This window comes from Streptomyces sp. NPDC003691, assembly GCF_053981115.1.
In genome coordinates this window covers 80,794-102,318 of the sequence record NZ_JBSFNQ010000003.1, presented here as the reverse complement: position 1 = coordinate 102,318, position 21,525 = coordinate 80,794, and the positions used below count along the sequence as shown (strand labels likewise).

22 protein-coding genes are annotated in these 21,525 nt (G+C 71.9%); 8 read left to right on the top strand and 14 right to left on the bottom strand.

Going from position 1 to position 21,525, the window contains the following annotated elements; translation table 11 throughout:
• Positions 1-231: 231 nt before the first annotated feature.
• On the top strand, positions 232-1,515 hold the full coding sequence (locus tag ACWDR0_RS02580; RefSeq protein WP_456349759.1) for a MerR family transcriptional regulator: 1,284 nt from the start codon (positions 232-234) through the stop codon (positions 1,513-1,515).
• 35 nt (positions 1,516-1,550) lie between these two features.
• On the opposite strand, the gene ACWDR0_RS02575 is transcribed toward ACWDR0_RS02580, so the two are convergent.
• Entirely contained in the window at positions 1,551-2,123 is a 573-nt protein-coding gene (locus ACWDR0_RS02575; protein WP_456349758.1) for a dihydrofolate reductase family protein, read from the bottom strand.
• Positions 2,124-2,182: 59 nt separating this feature from the next.
• Positions 2,183-2,788: a DUF2867 domain-containing protein gene (locus ACWDR0_RS02570; RefSeq protein ID WP_456349757.1), complete on the bottom strand. Its 606-nt coding sequence runs from the start codon at positions 2,786-2,788 to the stop codon at positions 2,183-2,185.
• Positions 2,789-2,890: 102 nt separating this feature from the next.
• On the opposite strand from ACWDR0_RS02570, the gene ACWDR0_RS02565 reads away from it, so the two are divergent.
• Positions 2,891-3,454: a TetR/AcrR family transcriptional regulator gene (locus ACWDR0_RS02565; protein WP_456349756.1), complete on the top strand. Its 564-nt coding sequence runs from the start codon at positions 2,891-2,893 to the stop codon at positions 3,452-3,454.
• A gap of 40 nt (positions 3,455-3,494) precedes the next feature.
• Positions 3,495-4,163 (top strand): hypothetical protein, encoded by a 669-nt coding sequence (locus ACWDR0_RS02560; RefSeq protein WP_456349755.1) that lies wholly within the window; start codon positions 3,495-3,497, stop codon positions 4,161-4,163.
• A 144-nt stretch (positions 4,164-4,307) separates the two neighbouring features.
• On the opposite strand, the gene ACWDR0_RS02555 is transcribed toward ACWDR0_RS02560, so the two are convergent.
• Entirely contained in the window at positions 4,308-5,534 is a 1,227-nt protein-coding gene (locus tag ACWDR0_RS02555; RefSeq protein WP_456349854.1) for an Ig-like domain-containing protein, read from the bottom strand.
• 373 nt (positions 5,535-5,907) lie between these two features.
• On the opposite strand from ACWDR0_RS02555, the gene ACWDR0_RS02550 reads away from it, so the two are divergent.
• Positions 5,908-6,177: a type II toxin-antitoxin system Phd/YefM family antitoxin gene (locus ACWDR0_RS02550; protein WP_456349754.1), complete on the top strand. Its 270-nt coding sequence runs from the start codon at positions 5,908-5,910 to the stop codon at positions 6,175-6,177.
• Positions 6,167-6,622, top strand: coding sequence for a PIN domain-containing protein (locus ACWDR0_RS02545; protein WP_456349753.1), 456 nt, complete (start codon positions 6,167-6,169; stop codon positions 6,620-6,622). The genes ACWDR0_RS02550 and ACWDR0_RS02545 overlap by 11 nt, the downstream gene beginning before the upstream one ends.
• A gap of 79 nt (positions 6,623-6,701) precedes the next feature.
• Here ACWDR0_RS02545 and ACWDR0_RS02540 read toward each other — a convergent pair whose 3' ends face one another.
• The 3 genes from ACWDR0_RS02540 to ACWDR0_RS02530 form a co-directional block, all read right to left on the bottom strand.
• On the bottom strand, positions 6,702-7,214 hold the full coding sequence (locus tag ACWDR0_RS02540; protein WP_456349752.1) for a hypothetical protein: 513 nt from the start codon (positions 7,212-7,214) through the stop codon (positions 6,702-6,704).
• Positions 7,215-7,502: 288 nt separating this feature from the next.
• Complete coding sequence (locus ACWDR0_RS02535) at positions 7,503-8,618, bottom strand: serine hydrolase domain-containing protein (protein WP_456349751.1); 1,116 nt, start codon at positions 8,616-8,618, stop codon at positions 7,503-7,505.
• An 87-nt stretch (positions 8,619-8,705) separates the two neighbouring features.
• Complete coding sequence (locus tag ACWDR0_RS02530) at positions 8,706-9,377, bottom strand: DUF4097 family beta strand repeat-containing protein (RefSeq protein WP_456349750.1); 672 nt, start codon at positions 9,375-9,377, stop codon at positions 8,706-8,708.
• 223 nt (positions 9,378-9,600) lie between these two features.
• Between ACWDR0_RS02530 and ACWDR0_RS02525 the strand changes: the two genes are divergently transcribed.
• Positions 9,601-10,338: a helix-turn-helix domain-containing protein gene (locus tag ACWDR0_RS02525; protein ID WP_456349749.1), complete on the top strand. Its 738-nt coding sequence runs from the start codon at positions 9,601-9,603 to the stop codon at positions 10,336-10,338.
• 8 nt (positions 10,339-10,346) lie between these two features.
• Here the strand turns inward: ACWDR0_RS02525 and ACWDR0_RS02520 are convergent, their stop codons facing one another.
• Together ACWDR0_RS02520 and ACWDR0_RS02515 are read right to left on the bottom strand one after the other, a co-directional pair.
• Complete coding sequence (locus ACWDR0_RS02520; RefSeq protein ID WP_456349748.1) at positions 10,347-10,586, bottom strand: hypothetical protein; 240 nt, start codon at positions 10,584-10,586, stop codon at positions 10,347-10,349.
• Positions 10,587-10,665: 79 nt separating this feature from the next.
• On the bottom strand, positions 10,666-11,388 hold the full coding sequence (locus ACWDR0_RS02515) for a hypothetical protein (protein WP_456349747.1): 723 nt from the start codon (positions 11,386-11,388) through the stop codon (positions 10,666-10,668).
• A gap of 168 nt (positions 11,389-11,556) precedes the next feature.
• Here ACWDR0_RS02515 and ACWDR0_RS02510 point away from each other — a divergent pair, with 168 nt between their 5' ends.
• Positions 11,557-12,738 (top strand): helix-turn-helix domain-containing protein, encoded by a 1,182-nt coding sequence (locus ACWDR0_RS02510; protein ID WP_456349746.1) that lies wholly within the window; start codon positions 11,557-11,559, stop codon positions 12,736-12,738.
• Between the two features lie 132 nt (positions 12,739-12,870).
• On the opposite strand, the gene ACWDR0_RS02505 is transcribed toward ACWDR0_RS02510, so the two are convergent.
• The 3 genes from ACWDR0_RS02505 to ACWDR0_RS02495 form a co-directional block, all read right to left on the bottom strand.
• A complete protein-coding gene (locus ACWDR0_RS02505) occupies positions 12,871-13,344 on the bottom strand; it encodes an NUDIX hydrolase (protein ID WP_456349745.1) in 474 nt (157 codons plus the stop codon).
• A 117-nt stretch (positions 13,345-13,461) separates the two neighbouring features.
• Complete coding sequence (locus ACWDR0_RS02500) at positions 13,462-13,944, bottom strand: GNAT family N-acetyltransferase (protein ID WP_456349744.1); 483 nt, start codon at positions 13,942-13,944, stop codon at positions 13,462-13,464.
• 40 nt (positions 13,945-13,984) lie between these two features.
• Positions 13,985-16,075 carry a SpoIIE family protein phosphatase gene (locus ACWDR0_RS02495; RefSeq protein WP_456349743.1) on the bottom strand — a complete coding sequence of 697 codons (2,091 nt, stop codon included), beginning with the start codon at positions 16,073-16,075 and terminating at the stop codon, positions 13,985-13,987.
• A 293-nt stretch (positions 16,076-16,368) separates the two neighbouring features.
• Here ACWDR0_RS02495 and aspS point away from each other — a divergent pair, with 293 nt between their 5' ends.
• A complete protein-coding gene (gene aspS / locus ACWDR0_RS02490; protein ID WP_456349742.1) occupies positions 16,369-18,150 on the top strand; it encodes an aspartate--tRNA ligase in 1,782 nt (593 codons plus the stop codon).
• A gap of 158 nt (positions 18,151-18,308) precedes the next feature.
• On the opposite strand, the gene ACWDR0_RS02485 is transcribed toward aspS, so the two are convergent.
• The 3 genes from ACWDR0_RS02485 to ACWDR0_RS02475 all read right to left on the bottom strand — a co-directional run bounded on the left by ACWDR0_RS02485 (position 18,309) and on the right by ACWDR0_RS02475 (position 21,433).
• Positions 18,309-19,385, bottom strand: a complete 1,077-nt coding sequence (locus ACWDR0_RS02485) for an AI-2E family transporter (protein WP_456349741.1) — start codon at positions 19,383-19,385, stop codon at positions 18,309-18,311.
• A gap of 415 nt (positions 19,386-19,800) precedes the next feature.
• The gene (locus ACWDR0_RS02480) at positions 19,801-20,784 is read right to left on the bottom strand and encodes a pirin family protein (protein ID WP_456349740.1); all 984 of its coding nucleotides are present in this window, start codon (positions 20,782-20,784) and stop codon (positions 19,801-19,803) included.
• Between the two features lie 151 nt (positions 20,785-20,935).
• Complete coding sequence (locus ACWDR0_RS02475) at positions 20,936-21,433, bottom strand: SseB family protein (protein WP_456349739.1); 498 nt, start codon at positions 21,431-21,433, stop codon at positions 20,936-20,938.
• Positions 21,434-21,525 lie beyond the last annotated feature (92 nt).

The window sequence follows — 21,525 nt, the reverse complement described above, 5'->3', positions numbered from 1 at the left end:
ATCCGGGAATCCAGCCCCTCGCGAATCCGGAGGACGGGAGCCGGAGGAACGGGAGTGAGCGGTGGTTCGTCCTCGTACGGGGGTCGAGGACGCACCACCGCTCACTCGCGTCCGGGCCGCCCGCACCCGAGGCCCCGGCCGTCGTCCCCGGTTGACCTTCCCCCGGGGGGAGGGACCAGCATCCGCGGCACACCCGGGCAGCCCGGGCACCCCCGGCATCAGGAGGCGACCATGACGGACGCGGCCCGGAACCCGGCCCCGGCCCCGAACCCCGGTGCAACCCCGGCCCGGACCTCGAACCCGGCCCCAGCACCAGCACCCGCACCCGGCGAGCTGACGATCGGCGCGTTCGCCCGCGCCACCCGGCTCACCCCGAGGGCCCTGCGCCGCTACGACGACCTCGGGCTGCTGCGCCCGGCCCGTACCGATCCGTACAGCGGCTACCGCTACTACGCCCCCTCCCAGGTGGAACCGGCCCGGCTGGTGGCGTGGCTGCGCCGGATCGGGATGCCGGGAGCCCGGATCCGGGAGGTGTGCGGGCTGTACGAATCCGACCCGCCAGCGGCCGGCCGGGCCGTACGCGCCCACTGGGCCCGGGTGGAGGCGGAGACCGCGGCCCGCGGCGAGCTGGCGCTCTTCCTCGCCGCCGAACTGGAGGCCCGGCCCGGGACGCCCCCCGGCGGCGCGCCGGATTCCCGTAGCCCCCGTCCCGGCGCCGTACCCCTGGCCATCCGCCATGCCGCGGCCACCGAACGCGGCCCGGTCCGTACCGCCAATCAGGACGCGGTGTACGCCGCCGGGGGCCTGGTGGCCGTCGCCGACGGTTACGGCTCCCGGGGCGCGCCCGCCAGCGCCGCGGCTGTCCGGGCCCTGCGCGCACCGGGCACGGTGGACGCCCCGGACGCCGGGCAGTTGCTCAACGCCCTGGAGGACGCCGTCCGCCGGGCCGACGCGGTGGTGGGCACCCTCACCGACGACGGCACCGACGACGGCACCAGCACCCTCACCGACGACGGCACCGGCACCGGCACCGGCGACGAGACCGGCCCCGGCACCGGCCCCTCGGGCACCACCCTGACCGCCATGGCCCTGGCGGGCTCGTATCTCGCGCTGGTCCATATCGGCGACACCCGGGCCCATCTGCTGCGCGACGGCACGCTGTTCCGGCTCACCCACGACCACACCATCGTCCAGTCGATGATCGACGAGGGCGGCCTGACCGAGGAGGAGGCGGCCTCCCACCCCGCGCGCGGGCTGCTGCTGAAGGCCCTCGACGGGAGCACGGCGGCCCCGGACGTACGGCTGCGGGAGGCCAGGCCCGGCGACCGCTGGCTGCTCTCCTCCGACGGGCTCGCGGCGGTGGTCCCGGAGGACGCCGTCCGTACGGTGCTGACCGGGGCGCCCGGCCCGGAGGAGGCGGTCGCCGCCCTGATCGACCGGGCGCTGGCCGGCGGTGCGCCGGACAATGTGTCGTGTGTGGTCGCGGACGTGGTCCCGGCGGCCCGGCCCGCCTGAAGGCCCGGCGCACCACCACTCGCCAAGGCCGCCCGTCAGCCGCCCGTCCGCACCACCCGGTGGCGGAGCTGGACGACCCCGGAGCCGAAGGTGCGGGAGTCGACGAGTTCGAGGTCCGCCCGGTCCTCGTGCCGGGGGAAGGACGGCAGGCCGCCGCCGACCAGGACCGGATGGATTCTGATCCGGTACTCGTCGATGAGCCCCAGGGCGGCCGCCTCGGCGGCGAGCGTCGGACCGCCGATGGCGATCTCGCCCTCCCCCGGCCCGGCCCGCAGCCGCCCGATCTCCTCCGCCAGACCGCCGGTGGCGAGGCGGGCGTTGCCCCGGACCTCCGTCAGCGTGCGGGAGAACACCACTTTCGGCACCCGCTTCCAGAGCGCGGCCCACTCCCGGGTGGAGAAGTCGAGGGAAGGTTCCTGGTCGGCGGTCTCCCAGACCAGCATCGTCTCGTAGAGCCGCCGGCCCATCAGCTGGACGCCGGTCCCCCGGAACTCGTCGGTGATGAAACGGAACAGCTCCTCGTCCGGTGCCGTCCAGTCGAATGCGCCGTCGGGGCCGACGGCGTAGCCGTCGAGGGACATGCCCACGGAGTAGGTGACACTGCGCATCGGGGCCTCCTCGGAGTCTGTTCCGACCCTACGGCCGCCGAGGGCCCGCCGGCCCGTGCTCACCCACTCGTGTCCACCCGCCCGTGCTCCCGCCAGGCGCGCTCCCACTTGCGGGTCAGCGCCGGATAGACGACCAGGTACCGGAACGGCGCGATCAGGGCCATGTAGAAGCGCCCGGCGGGCCCGTTGGGCTTCACCAGGACCGCCATCCGCAGCTCGTACTCGCCGCTGCCGTCCGCCGCCGGGGCCCACCCCAGATGCATCAGCGAGTGGCCGGTGCCGTTCGCCAGCTCGCGGACGGACTCGTCCGGCAGGTCGTAGAGGGGGGTGAACGGGCTGCCCCCGGGCTCCGGCACGGCGGCCGTGTCCCGCAGGTCGTCCGGCAGCCGCTCGCGCAGGGACCGTACGCGGCTGCCGAGGCCCGCCTCGGACCGGTCCCAGCCCAGCAGGGCGCCCAGCTTCCAGCGGACGGCGAAGAGGAACCGGACGGCGGGCGGCTGCGAGTCGAAACCGCCGTCCGCGCGCATGGCGCCGAGCATCACGGGGAAGTCGGCCGGACCGGCGCCGGGGGTGCGGAAGGACCACACGTCCTCGACCCGGAAGTCGGGGGCGATGGCGTGGATACGCCACGGCCGTTCGGTATGGGCCGTACGGGGAAGTCTCATGACACTGTCCGCCCTCTCCCTCTTATACGCTGGCGTACAGAACAACCCTAGGCGCGATATACGGCACCGTATATCGACGCACCGAGTGAGGTGGAGCACATCGTGGGCGCAGCTCGCACACCGCGCGACCGCTGGGTGGCGGAGGGCCTGCGGGCGCTCGGCGAAGGCGGCGGCCCGGATGCCGTCCGGGTCGAGGTGCTGGCCAAACGGCTGGGTGTCACCAAGGGCGGTTTCTACGGGTACTTCGCGGACCGCGACGCCCTGCTGACGGCCATGCTGGACACCTGGGAGCGCGAGAGCACCGACGAGGTGATCGCCCAGATCGAACGGGAGGGCGGCGACCCCAGGACCAAAATCCAGCGCGCGGGCCTGCTGACCTTCTCCGACGAACTGCTCCCGGTCGACCTGGCGGTACGGGACTGGGCCCGCCGCGACCCGTCCGTCGCCGAGCGGCTGCGCCGCGTCGACAACCGGCGGATGGACCTGCTGCGCGAGATGATCGGCACCTTCTGCGCCGACCCGGACGAGGTCGAGGCACGCAGCCTGCTCGCCTTCTGCATGACGGTGGGCCGCCACACCCTGGCCGCCGACCACAACGGCCGTACCCGTCTCGAAGTCCTCCAGCGGGCGGGGGATCTGATCCTGGACCGTCCCCCGGCGGTCTGACCGGCCACCGCTGTCGGTAGCAGCCGCTACATTGCGGCGCATGCCGACCAACGGAACCGAAGAGACCGCGGCGCACGGCGTCGCCCTGACGGAGCGGGTCCTGGCGAAGGTCCGGCGCGATCCGGGCGCCTCGGCCCTGGCGTACCAGCCGGTGCCATGGGTCACCGACGGCATACCGTCACCCCTGGCAGCCGGTTGGCTCACCGGACTGAACTTCCCCTCGGGCCGGCCGCTCTCCCCGAGCCTGGCGGCCTGGCTGGCGTACGACAGCAGCCTCTTCGACCGCTACGACTGGTTCACCGGGGACAACGACGGGAGCCCGGCTTTCGACCCCCGTCCGCTCTCCGAGCTGGTCGGCGACGAGTACGGCGAGATGTGGGCCCCGGAGTTCGCCCTCTTCGACGAGCGTTTCCCGGAGTGCTTCCTGCTGCCCGGCGGCTCGGACTCCCGCCGCTTCCTCGCCGTCACCGAGCCCGACGGGCTGGGCGAGTACCCGGTGCTGGCGCTGGACTTCGACGACCTGCCGTGCGTGAGCCTGATGTACCCGGGCTTCGACGTGTACGCGGCGGACACCGCGGGCCTGCTGGGCATCGAGTTCGAGACGTACTCGGCACTGGCCGACGACCGAGTCTACGGCCCGCGGATGCGCCGGCACGCGGCCCACTGCTTCGACGGCGAGCGCGAGGCCCAGTTCCCCTTCTGCTTCTAGACCGCTCGGTCCCGGCCCCGCCGGGCTCACGGAATCGTCCCGGCCACCGTGACGGTGCTGGCCGGTCACCCCCGGGCCCTGATGCGGCTCGACCTCCGCTGCCCCGGCCCGGCTCCCGGCCCGCCTCCCGCCCCGACGACCGGGTCAGTTCAGGGCGCTGCGCTTCTGCCACTCCGCCCAGGACAGGTTCCAGTTGCTGAAGCCGTTGCCCTGCGGCGGCAGGCCCTTGGTGTCCTTGCCGGTCACCGTGAAGGGGTCGCCGACCTGGATGTCCCGGTAGAAGGTCTGGGCGTTCGCGGTGCTCATCCCGATGCAGCCGGAGCTCTTGTTGGCCTTGCCGAAGTAGGCGGCGTTCCAGGGCGCGGCATGGGCGTACGCCCCCGACCAGGTCAGGCGCATCGAGTAGCCGACCATCTTGTCGTAGGCGTCGCCCAGGCCCACGCTGCTGGACCGCATCCGCACCGTGCCCTCCTTGCTCATCAGGACCTGGACACCGCGCCAGGACGCCTTGTCGCCGTGGTTGGGGTCGCCGCCGGAGACGGGGATCGTGCGGACCGTCTTCCCGTCGCGCTGGAACGCGAGCTGCTTGCGGTCGAGGTCGACCTTGACCTCCTGGGCGCGGCCAATGGTGAAGGAGTGCTGGTAGTCCTTGACCAGGAAGCCGCCCGACGGACCGGAGTCGACGCCCTTGAGCCGGGCGTCGAGGGTGACCTTGGTACCGGGCTTCCAGTAGTTCTTGGGACGCCAGTCGATCCGGTCCAGGCCGTGGTAGTCCTTGACCCAGCCCCAGGCGCCTTCGGTGTTGTTGTCCGTGGTGACCTTGAGGGCCTTCTCCACGGCGGCCTTGTTCTTCACCGGCTTGGTGAAGGCGATGGAGACCGGGTGGGCGATACCGATGGTCCGCCCGATGGGCGCCAGGACGACCGTATTGACCTTCTCGGCCTCGGCGGTGGTGAACGACGCGTCCTTCGTCCCCGTGGTGCCGCCCGTGCCACGGCTCTTGGCGCTCACCCGGTACGTCGCCCCGGGCGCGGCCGGCCGCTCGGAGGTCCACACCGTGCCCCCCGCCGACAGCGCCCCGGCGAGGGCGGCGCCCTTGCCGTCAGTGACGGTGACGGAGGTCAGGGTCCCCCCGCTCGCGGTGACCTTCACCGGCTCCCCGGCCCGTATCCCCGTCCCACTGGGCGTCACGGCGACCACCGCGGCGGGCCCTTCGGCCTTCACGGCCCCCGCCGGCGCCTTCCCGTCCGCCTTCTCCGTACTCCCCCCGGAACAGGCGACCAGCACCAGCGGACCGAGCGCGGCGACCAGGCAGGTGGACCAGTGCCGCGCGAGGGCGCGCTTCCCGGCGGGCGTCGGACGGTCGGATATCGGGCGCACGGTGGCTCCAGAGGGTGTGAAGGGCGGATGTGTACGAGCGCTCGTCGTGAACCGCGGCGGCCCGGCCGGGAAACGGCCATCGCTGTTCAAGGCCCCCACCCTGCTGTCCCCCGTGCTCGTCACATGCGTTCTGTCTGAAGAAAGGGGACGAACAGCCCATCGGGTTGCCTTGCCCGGGAAAGAATTTCCGGGTGATGGGTACTGCCGTCGCCAAGCGGGCGGGGATCCGGCCGGGACAGGAGTGCGCCCGGGGCCGCCGCATGTGTATCGGCGGCTCATGCCGCGGACTCCGCGCAGCCAATCACCGCTCGAACGCATGTGGCACCAGGTAGCACCGCGTGCCATGGCGCGATACCGTGGCCCCATGACAGCGCAGCCCGAGATCACGCAGCGCGATCTGCGCACAAGGTCCAGAGAGATCATGGACGCCGTTCAGAACGGCCAGACATTCACCGTCACACGGGACGGCCATCGGATCGGTGAGCTGATTCCACTGCGTCGGCGGAGACGTTTCGTGCCTCGCAGCGAGTTCGCGGCCATGTCCCGTACGGCGCCGGACATCCGCCTGAATGCCTTCCGCTTCGACCAAGAAGCCACTGCCCAGCAGGAGCCGGACGACCCCTATGCCCGCTGAACACGAGCAGGGCCTGCTCGACACCAACATCCTGATCCTGCGCAAGTGGGTGGACCCGGAGGAACTCCCTGCCGAGATGGCGATCAGTGCCATCACCCTGGCCGAGCTGTCTGCAGGGCCTCACTACGTACGCAGCAACGCCGAACAGAACGACTACGACGAGCACGCAGAGCGTGCACGGCGCACGGACGTGCTGCAACGCGCCGAGAACGAGTTCGACCCCATCCCCTTCGATGCGGAGGCTGCCCGCATCTACGGCAGGGTGTGCGCGGCGGTTGCCGGTGCCGGACGCACACCTCGACGCCGCACCGCCGATCTGATGATCGCCTCCATCGCAATCGCTGAAGGCCTGCCCCTGTTCACAACCAACCCGGACGACTTCAAAGGGCTGGACGAGCTTCTCACCGTGGTCCCGGTGACACGCCCCACCACCCACGAGAACTAACCAGCCGCCATCGGCGTGGGGAGGGCGACCACGCCCACTCCGGCCAGTTCACTGCTGCGCGCCCCAGCCGCACCCTGACTCAGCCCCCGCTCACCCGCGCTTCGGCGGTACGGAGCACGGTCGGGATCAGCCGCCGGTGGACGGCGGAGAGCGGGGGCCAGACCACCCGCCCGAGCGGGCGCCGGTAGCGCAGCAGCGTGCCCAGGGAGACCGTTCCGCCCGCGGCCCGGACGACGAGTTCGCCGTCCAGGAACCAGGAGCGGGCCTCCAGCCGGATCCAGTCCTCGCCGCGGGCCGCGATCCGCCACCCCGCCACGGTCTCCGGCGAGACGCCCCGGCTGAGCCGCAGCCCCAGCAGCCCCCGCCAGATGAACCGTGCGGCGAGGTCGGGCTCGTCCCCGAACATGGCCCGGGCCCAGCGCTCGGGTGCGGCGGTGGTGTCCGTGGTCAGGGCGAAGTGGTCGGCGTAATCGAGCACGGGCAGCGTGCTGAGCCCGCGTACGGCCGCGGGGATCCGGTCCACCCCCACCGCGCCTGCTACGGCACCCGTCTGCGGATCGGCCGTTCCCGGCTCCCACGTGAACGAAGGCATGATGTGTCCCCCACCTGTTTATACGGAAGCGTATAGAACGGCATCAGCCTAGTTATACGCCTCCGTATAGTCCAGCGAGCCGGTGCGGCGGCCGGAACGCGACCGGACAGCGGGGTACCGGGAGAAGACAAGGCGTTAGGGGGTCGAAAGCTTCATCACCCTTCCTGACCGGCTGTCCCTCGTGCACCCCAACGCCCTCGGCCACCGCAACGCCGCCGACCACGTCGAAGAGGCGCTGCTGAACACCCCCCTCAGCCGACCCGCGCCCGGGGCCCGGCCGGACGAGGATCACCGCTCGGCCGCCGGGGTGTCCTGGCCGCCGAACACCTCCTCGACGAGCTGCGCCACGGCCTTCTGGAACGCCTCGGCGAGGGACAGCGCGGCGTCGTCCACGTAGTTCAGCGCGGCGATCAGGGTCTTGCTGCCGTCGGCCGTGCTGTACATCAGCGCTCCGTGGCCCGCCACGCCGCCGTTGTGGGTGATGATGGTGCCGCCGTTCCCGCTCGCCTGCTGGACGAACAGGCCCAGGCCGTAACCGGTCTCGGGGTGCGGCTCGCACATCTCGGCCAGCAGCGGGGCGGGCAGCAGCTTGCCGCTCAGCAGCGAGGAGATGAACGTGTGGAGGTCCCGGGTGGTGGAGATCATGTCTCCGCCGGTCGAGATCCAGGAGGGGTCGTGCCGGGTGACGTCGACGGTCTCCGTCCGCCCGGCGTCCTCGTACCGGTAGTAGGCGCGGGCGTGCGGCTCGGGCAGCTCCGGGTCACCGTCCGGCACCAGGGTGTCCGACAGTCCGAGCGGCTCCAGGACCAGTCGCCGCATCTCCCCGGCGAAGGAGCGGCCGGTGGCCTTCTCGACCAGCAGCCTGAGCAGGACGTAGTTGGTGTTGGAGTAGCTCCAGCCCGTTCCCGGCTCGAACCGCGCGGGCCGGGACAGGGCCAGTCGCACCAGTTCCTCCGGCTGGTAGGCCGTGAACCGCTTGTCCACCCACTCCCGGCCCGTGTTCGTGGCGGGGATCCCCGGGGTGAAGGTCCCGTCGGCGTGGTACTCGCCGGTGAAGTTGAACACCCCGCTGGTGTGCCGCAGCAGCATCCGCACCGTGATCCGCGGGTCCAGCCCGAACCCGGGCAGGTGGTCGGCGGCCGGGGCGTCCAGCTCGATCGCGCCTTCGGCCACCAGCCGCAGCACCAGGGCCGCGGTGAAGGTCTTGGTGTTGCTGCCTATCCGGACGTACCCGTCCACCGGGGGCTCCTCGGTCCCGCCCAGCTCGCGCGCCCCGGCGCTGCCGACCCATTCGCCCTGTTCGTCGTGCAGGCGCATCGTCACACCGGTGAAGCCGGACTCGATCATCCCCTCGATGAGCTTCCGCAGCTCGGGACGGTCCTGGTCGCCATGGGTGAGGGACATGGTGGGTGCTCCTTCAGGTCTGAGGGGGGAGTGCGGTGGGGAGAGTGCGGGTGAACGGGCCGGACCGGCGCGGGGTGTGTGTCCGCGTCAGAGGCTGCGCGCGCTGATGTCGCCGTAGGCGGTGGTGGCGTGGACGGTGAGGGCGGCGTCGGCGCCGTCGGCGTTCCGGAGCGTGTTGTGGATCCGGCCGTAGGAGGTGCCGGCGTCCAGGGAGGCGGAGACCCCACGGGCGGCGGCGACGGAGATCTCGCCGTGCTCGGTGCGCAGCATGACCGTGCCGCGCACGGCCTCGTCGACGCGGAGGTCGCCCTTCTGGGTGCTGATGTCCGCGTCGCCGCCCAGACGGCCGACCGTGACGTCGCCCGACTGGAGGGTCAGCCGGACGCTCGCGGCCTCGTCGAGCTTGACCGTGCCCTGAGCGGTCTCGAAGGTGACGTCACCGAGCCGTCCGACGCCCCGCAGCCCGGCGAGGGCCGCGTTCGCCTCGACATGGGATCCCGCGGGCAGCTGGACCGTGACCTCGACGGATCCGGAGGGGCCGAAGACCTGGTTGTCCGCCTGCGGGGCGGTGATCCGCAGGACATTGTCGCCGTAGACGACCTCCGTGCGCTCCGCGGCCTTCGCGTCGCGGCCCGTGGACGGGTTCTTGGGGAGGACCTCGACGGTGGTGTCGGCCCGGTCGGCGGCGATGAGACGGATGTCGCCGGCGGGGACGTCCAGGATGACGGTGACCGGGGTGGGGGTGTCGAACTTCTGCATCGTACTGCCCTTCCGTTGCTGTTTCCGATGAAGCAAAAGCTACGTTGCATTTCTAGATTCGGCAATGACATCGTTGCGATGGATTGACATAACTGCACTTCAGAGCAGTGAAATCATTGCAATGGGGGAAGTTTCAACGCAATGATCAAGTTGCAGCGCGTTGCAATGGACTAAAGTGAACGCTACTGTGGGGAGCCCACGGACGATCACGGAGGAGAATGCGATGCCAGGAGGCCGACTCACCCGGCAGGAACGCCAGCGGATCGCACTGGGACTGGCCGACGACCTCTCCTACGCGGAGATCGCCAGAGGGCTGGACCGCCCGACCTCGACCGTCACCCGCGAGGTCATGCGCAACGGCGGCATCGCCGCCTACCGCGCGGACCTCGCCCACCGCGCCACCGAACGCCGCGCCCACCGCCGCAAGAAGAGCACGACGGCCCCGGACCCCGGCACGCCCCCGCAGACCCACGGGCGCGACGCCGAAGCGGTGCGCGAGTACGAGGAGGCGTTCGCCACCGTCTTCATGCAGTCGGGCCTGCCCAGGATGACGGCCCGGGTCCTGGCCAGCCTCTACACCACCGACGCGGGCAGCCTCACCGCCTCCGAACTCGCCGGACGCCTCCGGATCAGCCCCGCGTCCGTCTCCAAAGCGGTCACGTTCCTCGGCAGCCAGGGCCTGATCCGCCGCGAACGCGACGACCACCGCCGTGAGCGCTACGTCGTCGACGACGACGTCATGTACCAGTCCACGATGGCCAGCGCCCGGGCCACCGCCCACCTGGGCGACATCGCCCGGCAGGGCGTCGGCGTCCTCGGCCCCGACACCCCGGCCGCCACGCGCCTGGAGAACATCGCCCGCTACGTGGACTTCGTCTCCGAGAGCATCGCCCGCGCCGCCGACCAGGCCCGCGAGATCCTCCACACGACGCCCGGCGGGACCTCCGACGGGGCCCCTTAGGCCGCCTCTTACCGGCGGGCTCCCGTCAGGGGGAGGAACACGCCCGGCGGCAGGTAGTACACCTTCCGCCTGCTGCGGGCGGCCTCCTCGCGGGCGCGGAGGATCGCCTGTGCCTCCTGCCGGGTGGGGCTGGTCCACGGGCGCCGCCAGGGGTCGGTTCGCACCGGCGGGCGGGGTACGGGGACGAGGTCGAGCGGGACCAGCAGGAACCGCACCCACTCGACGGCCCGGACGACAAGGTCGAACACGGTCGCTCAGCTCCTCGGAAGCTGGTCGGCAAGCCCCGTTGGGTCCGCCGCAAAGGCTCGGGCGGGGCGTTTGATGTCGCTACGGAGTCGTGCAGACGGCCCTGATGGCGTCGCGCGCCGCCGCCTCGACGATCATGGGGTCGGCCCCGGCCGCGATGCGCCGGAACGCCTCGCCCCGCCAGCCGCGGGGTAAGCGGGCGAGCCGTTGTACGAGTTCGGGCGCGTCGATGCTCCGGAAGTCCACGTACTCCGGCCCGGGCGGCCGCTCGCCCTTGATGGCGCAGGCCCTCGCCTCCGCCAGCACCTCCGCGAGGGCGCGGCGCGCGGGGTCCCGGGTCCGGGCCGCGTGGTGCAGCTCCCGCAGCACGGCCGCCCGCCAGACGACCGGGAGCTTCCCGAACTGCCGGAGCAGCTCGACCGCGAGCAGCGCGTCCCGGCTCCGGGCGGGGTCGGCCTCGGGCCACCAGGCGGCCGCGTCGGGATCGCAGAGCACCGCGAAGTAGGCCACATCCATCACCAGGGCGGTGATCCGCGGCCCGTACTCCTCCGCCCCCTGATCCACGGGCCACGCCCGCCGCAGCGCCCGCCCGTCCGCGACCGCCCAGTGCAGAGCGGCGCGAGAGTGCGCGGGCAACGACTCCCACACCCCGGACACCTTGAGACACTCCCCCACCAGGGGCACCACCTCCCCGGCCAGCCGGGCCACCACCGGCCACTCCCGCACCCGCCAGCACACCAGCACGTCCAGCGCACTGCGGAGGCGGTCCGGTTCCGGCTCCTGTGTGGTCTCGGCTGCGTTCATCAGGCTCCCGTCCCAAGTCCAAGCAAAGTGGGGTAACTCCGCCGTCTCTTGAGTCAACGCCGGTGGGCATAGGGGACCTTGCACATCTCATGCACGTTCGGGTGCCGGGCGCCCGGATGGGCTGTGACCGCAGGGTCGAACGGGGCGACTTAGGGCAGACTGGAACCTATGAGCACCAGTGAACGGCCACCTGGAGCTAATGTGGCCGCGCTCCGGAAGGAGCGTGGTTGGTCTCAGATCAGGCTGGCCCACAAAGCCAACGTCTCCGTCTCCTTGCTGTCGAAGGTGGAGGTGGGGGATCGCGCCCTCACCCACGCGACCGCCGCAGCAGTGGCCAGAGCCATGGGGCTGACCGTGGCCGAGGTGCTGGGCAGGGCCCGCGTTCAGCAGGACGACGAAGAATCCCTGTCCGCCCTCCGGTCGGCGCTGCGGGACTACGACGTTCCGGGTCGGAACACGGTGGTCGAGGCGAATATCGGCGCCCGTCTGGAGCAAGTCGGTCACCACCGCGACGGCTTCGAAGTCCGTGCGCTGATGCGCATGCTGCCGGAGCTGCTCCGGGACACGACAACCCACGCCTACGGAGTGAACTCTGCGCAGGGGTGGATGGCACTGGCCGAGGTCTACAGCGCTGTCTACTGGGTTGCGGCCCGCCATCGCTGGATGGATATGGCGGAGCTTGCCGTCACGCGCCAGCGCTGGGCCGTCGAGCAGAAGGCGACCCCGCTCGGTGTCGCCGTCGCCGCGCGGGACCGGGCCGGGGCGTATCTCAACGGCGGTGACTACGAAGGCGGACTGGCCTTGGTCGACCGGGCCGTGGCCGATGCGGAAGCAGGGCTGTCAGGCCAGGAACGCGCCTTCGCCGTCGGAGTTCTCAATCTCCGCGGCATGACGCTCGCCGGACGGCTGGCCGACAAGCAGGAAGGCAGGCGCGAGGCGGAGCGCCATATCGCTTCCGCCTGGCGCGTCTCGGAGGAACTGGGAGCCGAGTGGAACCGCTCCGCGATGCTGTTCGGCTCGATGAACACCGCGACCCATGTCCTGGCCACCCGCTTGGACCTGGGCACACCGCGCGAAGCGCTGTCTCTCGCCGACGGCATCGACCCTGTTCTGGCTGGCCTGACCCCCACACGTACCGCCGCCACACGCATCAACATCGCCCGGGCCCAGGTGGATGTCGGCGACCGTGACGGGGCACTGGAGAGCCTGGCCGCCGCCTACGCGGCAGCACCTCAGATGGCGAAGCTGAACCCCATGGGCTGGGAGGTCCTCCGCGTGGTGGCGTCCCTGCACCGTCGAAGCAATCCACAACTGCTCAAACTGGCGAAACTGTCCGGCCTCACCCTCTGATCGGGGGCGCCCCGCCCGGCTCCGGCTCGTGCGGCTCGCACCGGCGGTACGTGCCGCAGCGCCCGTACGGCCGCGGGCTTCCGAACAGCCGGTTCCGGAGCAGCCGGTGCGGATATCGGCCGCGGCCACGTCTCAGTGCTGGATCAGGCCGCCGACCGGGACCGCGGCGACATGGCCGGTCGGCGGAAGCGTCCCGGCCAGGGCGAGGCCGATGTCGACCAGCGACGACCGGCGCAGGCGGGCGACATCGGGAATCGGGGTCCAGACGGACTCGGCGATATCGCCGTCCGGCTCCGGGCGCAGCCGGCCGCCGGTGGGACGGACCCGGTAGAAGATACCGACGTTCTGATGCTCCGGCCCGCCGGGGACGGCACGTTCGGCCGCGGGGATCACCCGGGAGTCGACGCCCAGCAGGCGTTCGACCACGGCATCGCAGCCGGTCTCCTCAGCGAACTCCCGGATCACCGCGTCGTACGGATCCTCCGCGTGCTCGACCCTGCCGCCCGGGAGGGTCCAGTTGCTCACGGCCCCCGGCGGCGCGTGACGGGCGAGCAGCACCCGCCCGTCCTCAATGCACACGGCGTACGCCGCCAGCCGGAAACTCATTCCCTGCACCTCCCACCGGCGCCGGTCCCGGCGTCCGGGATCAGTTTCCCGCGCCCGGACCGGGGCCTCCGGACCCGGGCCACGGATCCCGGCGGCGTACCGGCCCGGTGGGGAGAGTCAGCCGTCCAGCCGCAGCACCAGCTCGTCGATCTCCGCGCCCCGCGCGTTCGCGAAGCCCCGGTCCTCGCCGACGACCTTGAAGCCGCACTTCTCCAGGACCCGCAGGGATCCCGTGTTGTCCGCCGCGGCGCGGGCCAGCAGGGGGCGTTCGGGGACCTCGGCGAGGAGTTCCCGCAGGGCGGCGGTCGCGATGCCGCGGCCCCAGTGGGAGCGGTCGACGAAATACGTGACCTCCCGTTCGTCCGGCTCGCCGTACACGGCCGCGTGGCCGACGACTTCGCCGTCCGCGAGGACGGTGCGGGTGACGATGCCGGGCGATTCGAGGATGCGCTTCCAGTGCGCGTCGAAATGGGCCCGGTCCGTCGGGTCCTCGGCGGTGAAGGCGGCCATCCGGTTCGCCTCGGGGTCGCTCGTGTGCACGAAGAACAGGGGCAGGTCGCCGGGGTGGACGGGACGCAGGGAGACAGCCGGGGAAGTCATGGCCGGACCCTAACCCCCCGGGGAAGGGCGGGGCAGGGCTTTATCCGACCGGCTCCGACTCGTGCAGTTCGAACCAGATGCACTTGCCCTCGCCCCGCGGGTCGACCCCCCACGCGTCCGCCAGCATCTCCATCAGGACCAGGCCGCGGCCGGAGGAGGCCAGTTCGCCGGGGCGGCGCTTGTGGGGGAGTTCGTCGCTGGTGTCGGCGACCTCGACCCTCAGGACCCGGGGGGCGGGGGCCGTCGCGGTGGTGACGCTGGCCGCGAGGAGCGCGTTGCCGTCCGTGTGGACCAGGACGTTGGTGACCATCTCGGAGACCATCAGCACCGCCGCGTCGACCTGCTCCGGGTCCGCCCAGTCGTGGAGCAGTTCGCGGACGGTCTGGCGGGCGGCGGCGATCCGTTCGGGCTGGGCCTGGGCGATGGTCATCGCGGTACGGCGCGGAGCCTCCTCGACCGGGCCGGGTTCGCCCTCACGGGAGAGCAGCACCAGCGCGACGTCGTCCTCGCGGCGGTCGGCGAGCGGGCCGACCGTGTAGTGCGACACGGGTCCGTGGACCGCCGACACCAGGGAGTCGGCCAGCTCCTCCAGGGAGCCCGCCGAGGGGTGGCGTTCCAGCACCTCCCGGAGCCGGGCCCAGCCGGTGTCCAGGTCGTGGCCGCCGGTCTCCAGCAGGCCGTCGGTGCAGATCATCATGGTCTCGCCCGGCGCCAGCTCCAGCCGGGTGGTCGGATAGTCGGAGTCCGGGTCGATGCCCAGCGGCAGGCCGCCCTCCGTGGGGCGGATGATCACCGTGCCGTCGGCCATCCGGACCGCGGGCTCCGGATGCCCGGCGCGGGCGATCTCGACCCCGCCGTTCGCCGGGTCGTACTCCAGATAGAGACAGGTCGCGAAGCGGGAGGCGAGATGGTCCGAGGCCCCGGACGCCTCGGTGATGCCGTGCAGGAAGCGGGACGCGCGGGAGAGGACGGCGTCCGGGCGGTGGCCCTCGGAGGCGTATGCCCGCAGTGCGATCCGGAGCTGGCCCATCAGCCCGGCGGCGCGGACGTCATGGCCCTGGACATCCCCGATGACCAGCGCGATCCGGCCCGACGGCAGCGGGATCATGTCGTACCAGTCGCCGCCGACCTGGAGCCCGCCGCCGGTGGGTACATAGCGCGCGGCGACCGCGGTGCCGGGGATCGCCGGGCCGATGACCGGCATCATCGACCGCTGGAGGCCCTCGGACAGCTCGCGTTCGGTCTCGGCGACGCCCGCCCTGGTCAGCGCCTGGGCGAGCATCCGGGCAACGGTCGTCAGTACGGACCGCTCGTCGGGCGTGAAGACGACCTGGTGGCGGAAGGCCGCCATCCAGGCGCCCATCGTGCGCCCGGCGACGATCAGCGGCAGGTACGCCCAGGAGCGGCGGCCCAGCTTCTGCGCGAGGGGCCAGCTCGTGGGGTAGCGGCGGGCGTAGTCGTCGGGGCTGGGGAGGTAGACCGCCCGGCCGCTGCGGACGACCTCGGCCGCCGGGTGGTCGGTGTCCAGCCGCATATCGGAGAAGGGGTCGCCGCCCGCGCTCTGGTGCCCGTGGTGGCCGATGATCGTCAGCCGCTCCCCGGCCGCGCCGAAGACCGCGAGGCCGTCGGGGGAGAAGCCCGGCATGGACAGGGACGCGGCGACCCGCAGCACCTCGGCCGTGGACCGGGCCTCGGCCAGGGCGCGGCCCGCGTCCAGCAGGAACGCCTCCCGGGAGCGGCGCCAGTCGCCGGTGATGGGGGTCTTCGCGGCGGTTCCCTCGGCGGGCTCGGCGACTTCCTGGAGCATGCCGATCATCTCGAAGCCGCCGTCGAGCGCGACGGGCTTGGAGCGGCTGCGTACGGTCCGCACCACCCGGCCCTCGGTGTCGACGACCCGCAGCCGGCCCTCGGCGACCGTGCCCTCGGCGATGGCCAGCGACACGACCCCGTTGATCTCGTTCCAGTCGACGGGGTGGATCCGGGCGCGGACGGCGTTCTCGGGGTGCGGCGATGCCTCGGCCGGCAGTCCCAGCAGCCGGGCGGCCTCCGCGTCGAGGGTGACGGTCCCGCCCGCGTTGTCCCATCGCCACAGGCCGGTGGCGATGGCGGCCAGGACGTCCTCAGTGCGCATTTGCTCACTTTATTCCGATCCGGCGTCCCCCGGCCCCCGGGGTACGGGGCGGAGCGCGGGCCCGGTAGTGCGCCGGGCGCACGGCACCGGGGCGGCCCCGGGACATCCCTGGCATGTATAAGCCAATGGGGGACGGGAGGGGCGGGCGGTAACCTCTTTAGAGCCCCGTGCATGTGTATGGGGTCCGCACCACGGCCCGGCGCCACCCGGCAACCGGCCCGGCCCCGCGACCGGCCACGGCCTCCGGGCCCGGCGCACCCCGCCCCGACCACCACAAGACTGGATGAACGACGATGCATCGGTACAGGTCCCACACCTGCGGCGAGCTCCGCGCCTCTGACGTCTCCACGGACGTCCGGCTGAGCGGCTGGCTGCACAATCGCCGAGACCTGGGCGGCATCCTCTTCATCGATCTCCGCGACCACTACGGCATCACCCAGCTCGTGGCCCGCCCCGGCACCGCCGCGAACGAGGCACTGAGCCACCTCACCAAGGAGACCGTCGTCCGGATCGACGGCAAGGTCGTCAGCCGGGGCACCGACAACATCAACCCCGAGCTGGCCACCGGCGAGGTCGAGGTCGAGGTCGCCGAGGTCGAGGTGCTGGGCGCCGCCGCCCAGATCCCCTTCACGATCAACGCGGAGGACGGGGTCAACGAGGAGCGCCGGCTGGAGTACCGCTTCCTCGACCTGCGCCGTGAGCGCATGCACCGCAACATCATGCTGCGTACGGCCGTCATCTCGGCCATCCGGCACAAGATGACCGCGCTGGGCTTCAACGAGATGGCGACGCCGATCCTCGCCGCGACCTCCCCCGAGGGCGCCCGCGACTTCGTGGTGCCGTCCCGGCTGAACCCGGGCAAGTTCTACGCGCTGCCGCAGGCCCCGCAGCAGTTCAAGCAGCTGCTGATGATCTCCGGCTTCGACCGGTACTTCCAGATCGCGCCCTGTTTCCGCGACGAGGACGCCCGCGCCGACCGCTCCCCCGGCGAGTTCTACCAGCTCGACCTGGAGATGAGCTTCGTCGAGCAGGAGGACGTCTTCCAGCCCGTCGAGAAGCTGATGACGGAGATCTTCGAGGAGTTCGGCGGCGGCCGCCATGTCACGTCCCCGTTCCCGCGGATCCCGTTCCGCGAGGCGATGCTGAAGTACGGCTCCGACAAGCCGGACCTCCGCGCCAAGCTGGAGCTGGTGGACATCACCGACGTCTTCGAGGGCTCGGAGTTCAAGGCGTTCGCGGGCAAGCACGTCCGCGCGCTGCCCGTGCCGGACGTCGCCGCCCAGCCGCGGAAGTTCTTCGACCAGCTCGGCGAGTACGCGGTGGAGCAGGGCGCCAAGGGCCTGGCCTGGGTCCGCGTCGCCGAGGACGGTTCGCTGACCGGCCCGATCGCCAAGTTCCTCACCGAGGAGAACGTCAAGGTCCTCACCGAGCGCCTCGGCCTGGCCGCCGGGCACGCCGTCTTCTTCGGCGCCGGTGACACCGACGAGGTCGCCAAGATCATGGGCGCGGTCCGGGTCGAGGCCGCCAAGCGGGCCGGCCAGTTCGAGGACGGCGTCTTCCGCTTCTGCTGGATCGTCGACTTCCCGATGTACGAGAAGGACGAGGAGACCGGCAAGATCGACTTCTCCCACAACCCCTTCTCGATGCCCCAGGGCGGCATGCGGGACCTGGAGGAGAAGGACCCGCTGGACATCCTGGCGTGGCAGTACGACATCGTCTGCAACGGCATCGAGCTGTCGTCCGGCGCGATCCGCAACCACGAGCCCGAGGTCATGCTGAAGGCCTTCGAGATCGCCGGTTACGAGCGGGAGACCACCGAGGAGGCGTTCGCGGGCATGCTGCGCGCGTTCCGCCTGGGCGCCCCGCCGCACGGCGGTATCGCCCCCGGCATCGACCGCATCGTGATGCTGCTGGCCGACGAGCCGAACATCCGCGAGACCATCGCCTTCCCGCTGAACGGCAACGCCCAGGACCTGATGATGGGCGCGCCGACGGAGCTGGACGAGACCCGGCTGCGGGAGCTGAACCTCCAGCTCCGCAAGCCGGTCGCGAAGCCGTCGGCCGCGGCGGAGTAACCGTACTCGGAGCAGGGCCCAGGGGTCCCGTACCACCGCGAAAGCGGGCGTACGGGGCCCCCGGCCGTTTCCCGGGGCCCTGACCGCCTCCGGGCCTCCGGCCATGCCCCGGAGCCCGGCCGGCTACGGCACCCCCGGCCGGCCGGGCGCCCGCCCGGCTACGGCTCCGGCGCCGGATCTCCCGCGCCCGGCGGCGCCTCGTCCGCCCGCCCGTACCGGGTCCGCAGCTCGCCGATGATCCCGAAGGCCGCCGCCGTCACCGGCACGGCCAGCAGCATCCCGAGGATTCCCGCCACCCCCGCGCCCGCCGTGATCGCCAGCATCACCACCGCCGGGTGCATCTGGACGGTCCGGCTCTGGATCATCGGCTGGAGCAGATGGCCTTCGATCACCTGCACCGCCAGCACCACGCCCAGCACCCAGAGCGCGATCACCCAGCCCCGGTCGGCCAGCGCCACCAGGACGGCGACGGCGCCGGAGAGAAAGGCGCCGAGGTACGGGATGTAGGCGCCGACGAAGACCAGGGCGCCCAGCCCGACCGCGCCCGGGACCCGGAGGACCAGCAGTCCGACGGTGATCAGCACGGCGTCGATGAGGGCGATGAACGTCGTACCGCGCATAAAGCCCTCGACGGCCTCGAAGGCCCGGCGGCCCATGGCCTCCACGGTCTCCCCGGCCGGTCCGGGGATCACCGAGCGGGCGAACCCGGCGGCCTTCCCGGAGTCCCGGAGGAAGAAGAAGATCAGCAGCAGGGCCAGTACGGCGGTGGCGATGGCCTGTCCGGCCACGCTCAGCCCGCTGATCACCCCGGACGCGGCGGTCCCGCCGAACTTGGCCAGCAGGTCCTTGGCATTGCGGGCGACATCGGCGAGGGAGGTGCCCGCGGCGCCGAAGTGCCGGGTGATGCCCTCCGCGGCGCTGCGGAGCGACGAGATGATCTGGGTGCCGTTGTCGACCAGCGCGCCCACGACGATGTACATCGCCCCGCCGACGACCGCGACGACGGCGACGCAGGTCAGCCCGGCCGCCAGCGACGGGTGGACCTTCATCCGCACCAGCCTGCGGTGGAGCGGGCCGAGCAGGGCCGTGCCGAGGATCGCCAGCAGAAGAGGGGTGACGGCGATACGGAAGGTGATGACCAGCCAGACCCCCACCGCGCCGACCCCGGCGACCAGCAGGAGGACGGCGCACCAGGCGGCGAGCCGCCGTACCGGTTCGGGCAGGAGGGTGTGCACGCTCCCACGCGATCACACCGGGCCCCGGCGGGCGCGCCGGTGCCGCCCGTACGGGTGACACGGGGGCCTTGCGGGAGGGGCGGGGCCTTGTGGGTGAGGCCGGGCCTTGCTGGGCGGGGTCGCGCGCCCCCGGGGCGCAGGGCGCACGAGGAGAGCGTTCCCCCGGGGCGCGAGGGTACGGGCGGGCCGGACCGCACAGGGAGAGCGCACGCCCGGCCCACCCGCCCCCGTACCGCCCGGAACAACGGAAAAAGGCCGCCCACCCGTCGGGGGAACGGGTGGGCGGCGGGCCGCCGGGCCGTCGGGGGAACGGTCCGGCGGGGTCTTGCCGGGGCCCAGGGGCCCCGGCTTGTCCTGTCGGGGCGCGGGCCCCGGTTGGTGCGGTCGGGGCGCGGGCCCCGGTGGGGACCGGCTCTTACTCGCCGTTACCCGGACCCGACGCCTTCATGCCGTGGACCGCGGGGATCGTGCCCAGCCGGCCCTTCTGGAAGTCGTCGAACGCCTGCTGGAGCTCCTCGCGGGTGTTCATCACGAACGGCCCGTAGTGCGCCATCGGCTCCCGGATCGGCCGTCCGCCCAGCAGCACGACCTCCAGGTCGGGGGTGTGCGCGTCCTGCTTCTCGTCCGCACGGACGGTCAGCGAGCCGCCGTCGCCGAAGACCACGGTCTGGCCGGAGACGACCGGCCGCCGCTCGGCGCCGACAGCGCCCCGGCCCGCCAGGACGTACGCCAGACCGTTGAAGTCCTGCTGCCACGGCAGGGTGATCTCGGCGCCCGGCCGCAGGGTGGCGTGGATCATGGTGATCGGGGTGTGGGTGATCCCGGGACCGGCGTGTCCGTCCAGCTCACCGGCGATGACCCGGAGCAGCGCACCCCCGTCGGGGGAGGTGAGGAGCTGGACCTGGCCGCCGCGGATGTCCTGGTAGCGGGGGGCCATCATCTTGTCCTTGGCCGGGAGGTTCACCCACAGCTGGACGCCGTGGAAGAGGCCGCCCGACATGACCAGGTGCTCCGGCGGCGCCTCGATGTGGAGAAGGCCCGAGCCGGCCGTCATCCACTGGGTGTCGCCGTTGGTGATGGTGCCGCCGCCGCCCTGGCTGTCGTGGTGGTCGAAGATCCCGTCGATGATGTACGTGACGGTCTCGAAGCCGCGGTGGGGGTGCCAGGGCGTGCCCTTGGGCTCGCCCGGCGCGTACTCCACCTCGCCCATCTGGTCCATCATGATGAACGGGTCGAGGTAGCGGTAGTTGATCCCGGCGAACGCGCGGCGCACCGGGAAGCCCTCGCCCTCGAACCCGGTGGGGGCCGTGGAGACGGCCAGCACGGGGCGGGCGACGGCATCGGCGGGTGCGGCGACGCGCGGCAGGGTCAGCGGGTTCTCTACGGTCACTGCGGGCATGGGGTACCTCCTCGGGCTACCGGGTCCCACTTTAGTTGAATGCTGAACTTTCTGCCACCGGGAACGCCGGAGGGCCCGGAGCGTATTCCCCCCGGACCCTCGTGCGGTGCCGTGCAGTGCGGTGCGGCGCGGCGCTCAGCCGCATCCGCGGTCAGCCGTACATCCGGCGCATCGCGAAGTCGACCATCTGCTCGACCGCCTTCGCGTCGAACACCATCCGGTGCTGCCCCTCCATGTCGAGGACGAAGCCGTAGCCGGTGGGGAGCAGGTCGATCACCTCGGCGCCGGTGATCACGAAGTACTTCGACTCCTTGCCCGCGTACCGCCGCAGCTCCTTCAGCGAGGTGAACATCGGGATCACCGGCTGCTGGGTGTTGTGCAGCGCGAGGAAGCCCGGATTGTCGCCGCGCGGGCAGTAGACCTTGGAGGTGGCGAAGATCTGCTGGAAGTCCTCCGCGGCGAGCGAGCCGGTGGTGAAGGCCCGGACGGCGTCGGCGAGGGACGGCGGGGACGGCTCGGGGTAGAGCGGCTGACCCGGCACCGACGCATGCTGCCCGTGGGACGGCTGGCCGTGCGGCTGGGCCCCGTAGGGCTGCTGGGGTGCGTACTGCTGCTGCTGAGCGCCCTGACTCTGGTCATAGCCGTACATGCCCGTAAGAGTAACGAGTCACAGATGACGGCTTCGGGGTTGTGCCTTATTACCGATGGGTAGCATCATGGCGGTAGCTACTCACCGGTACT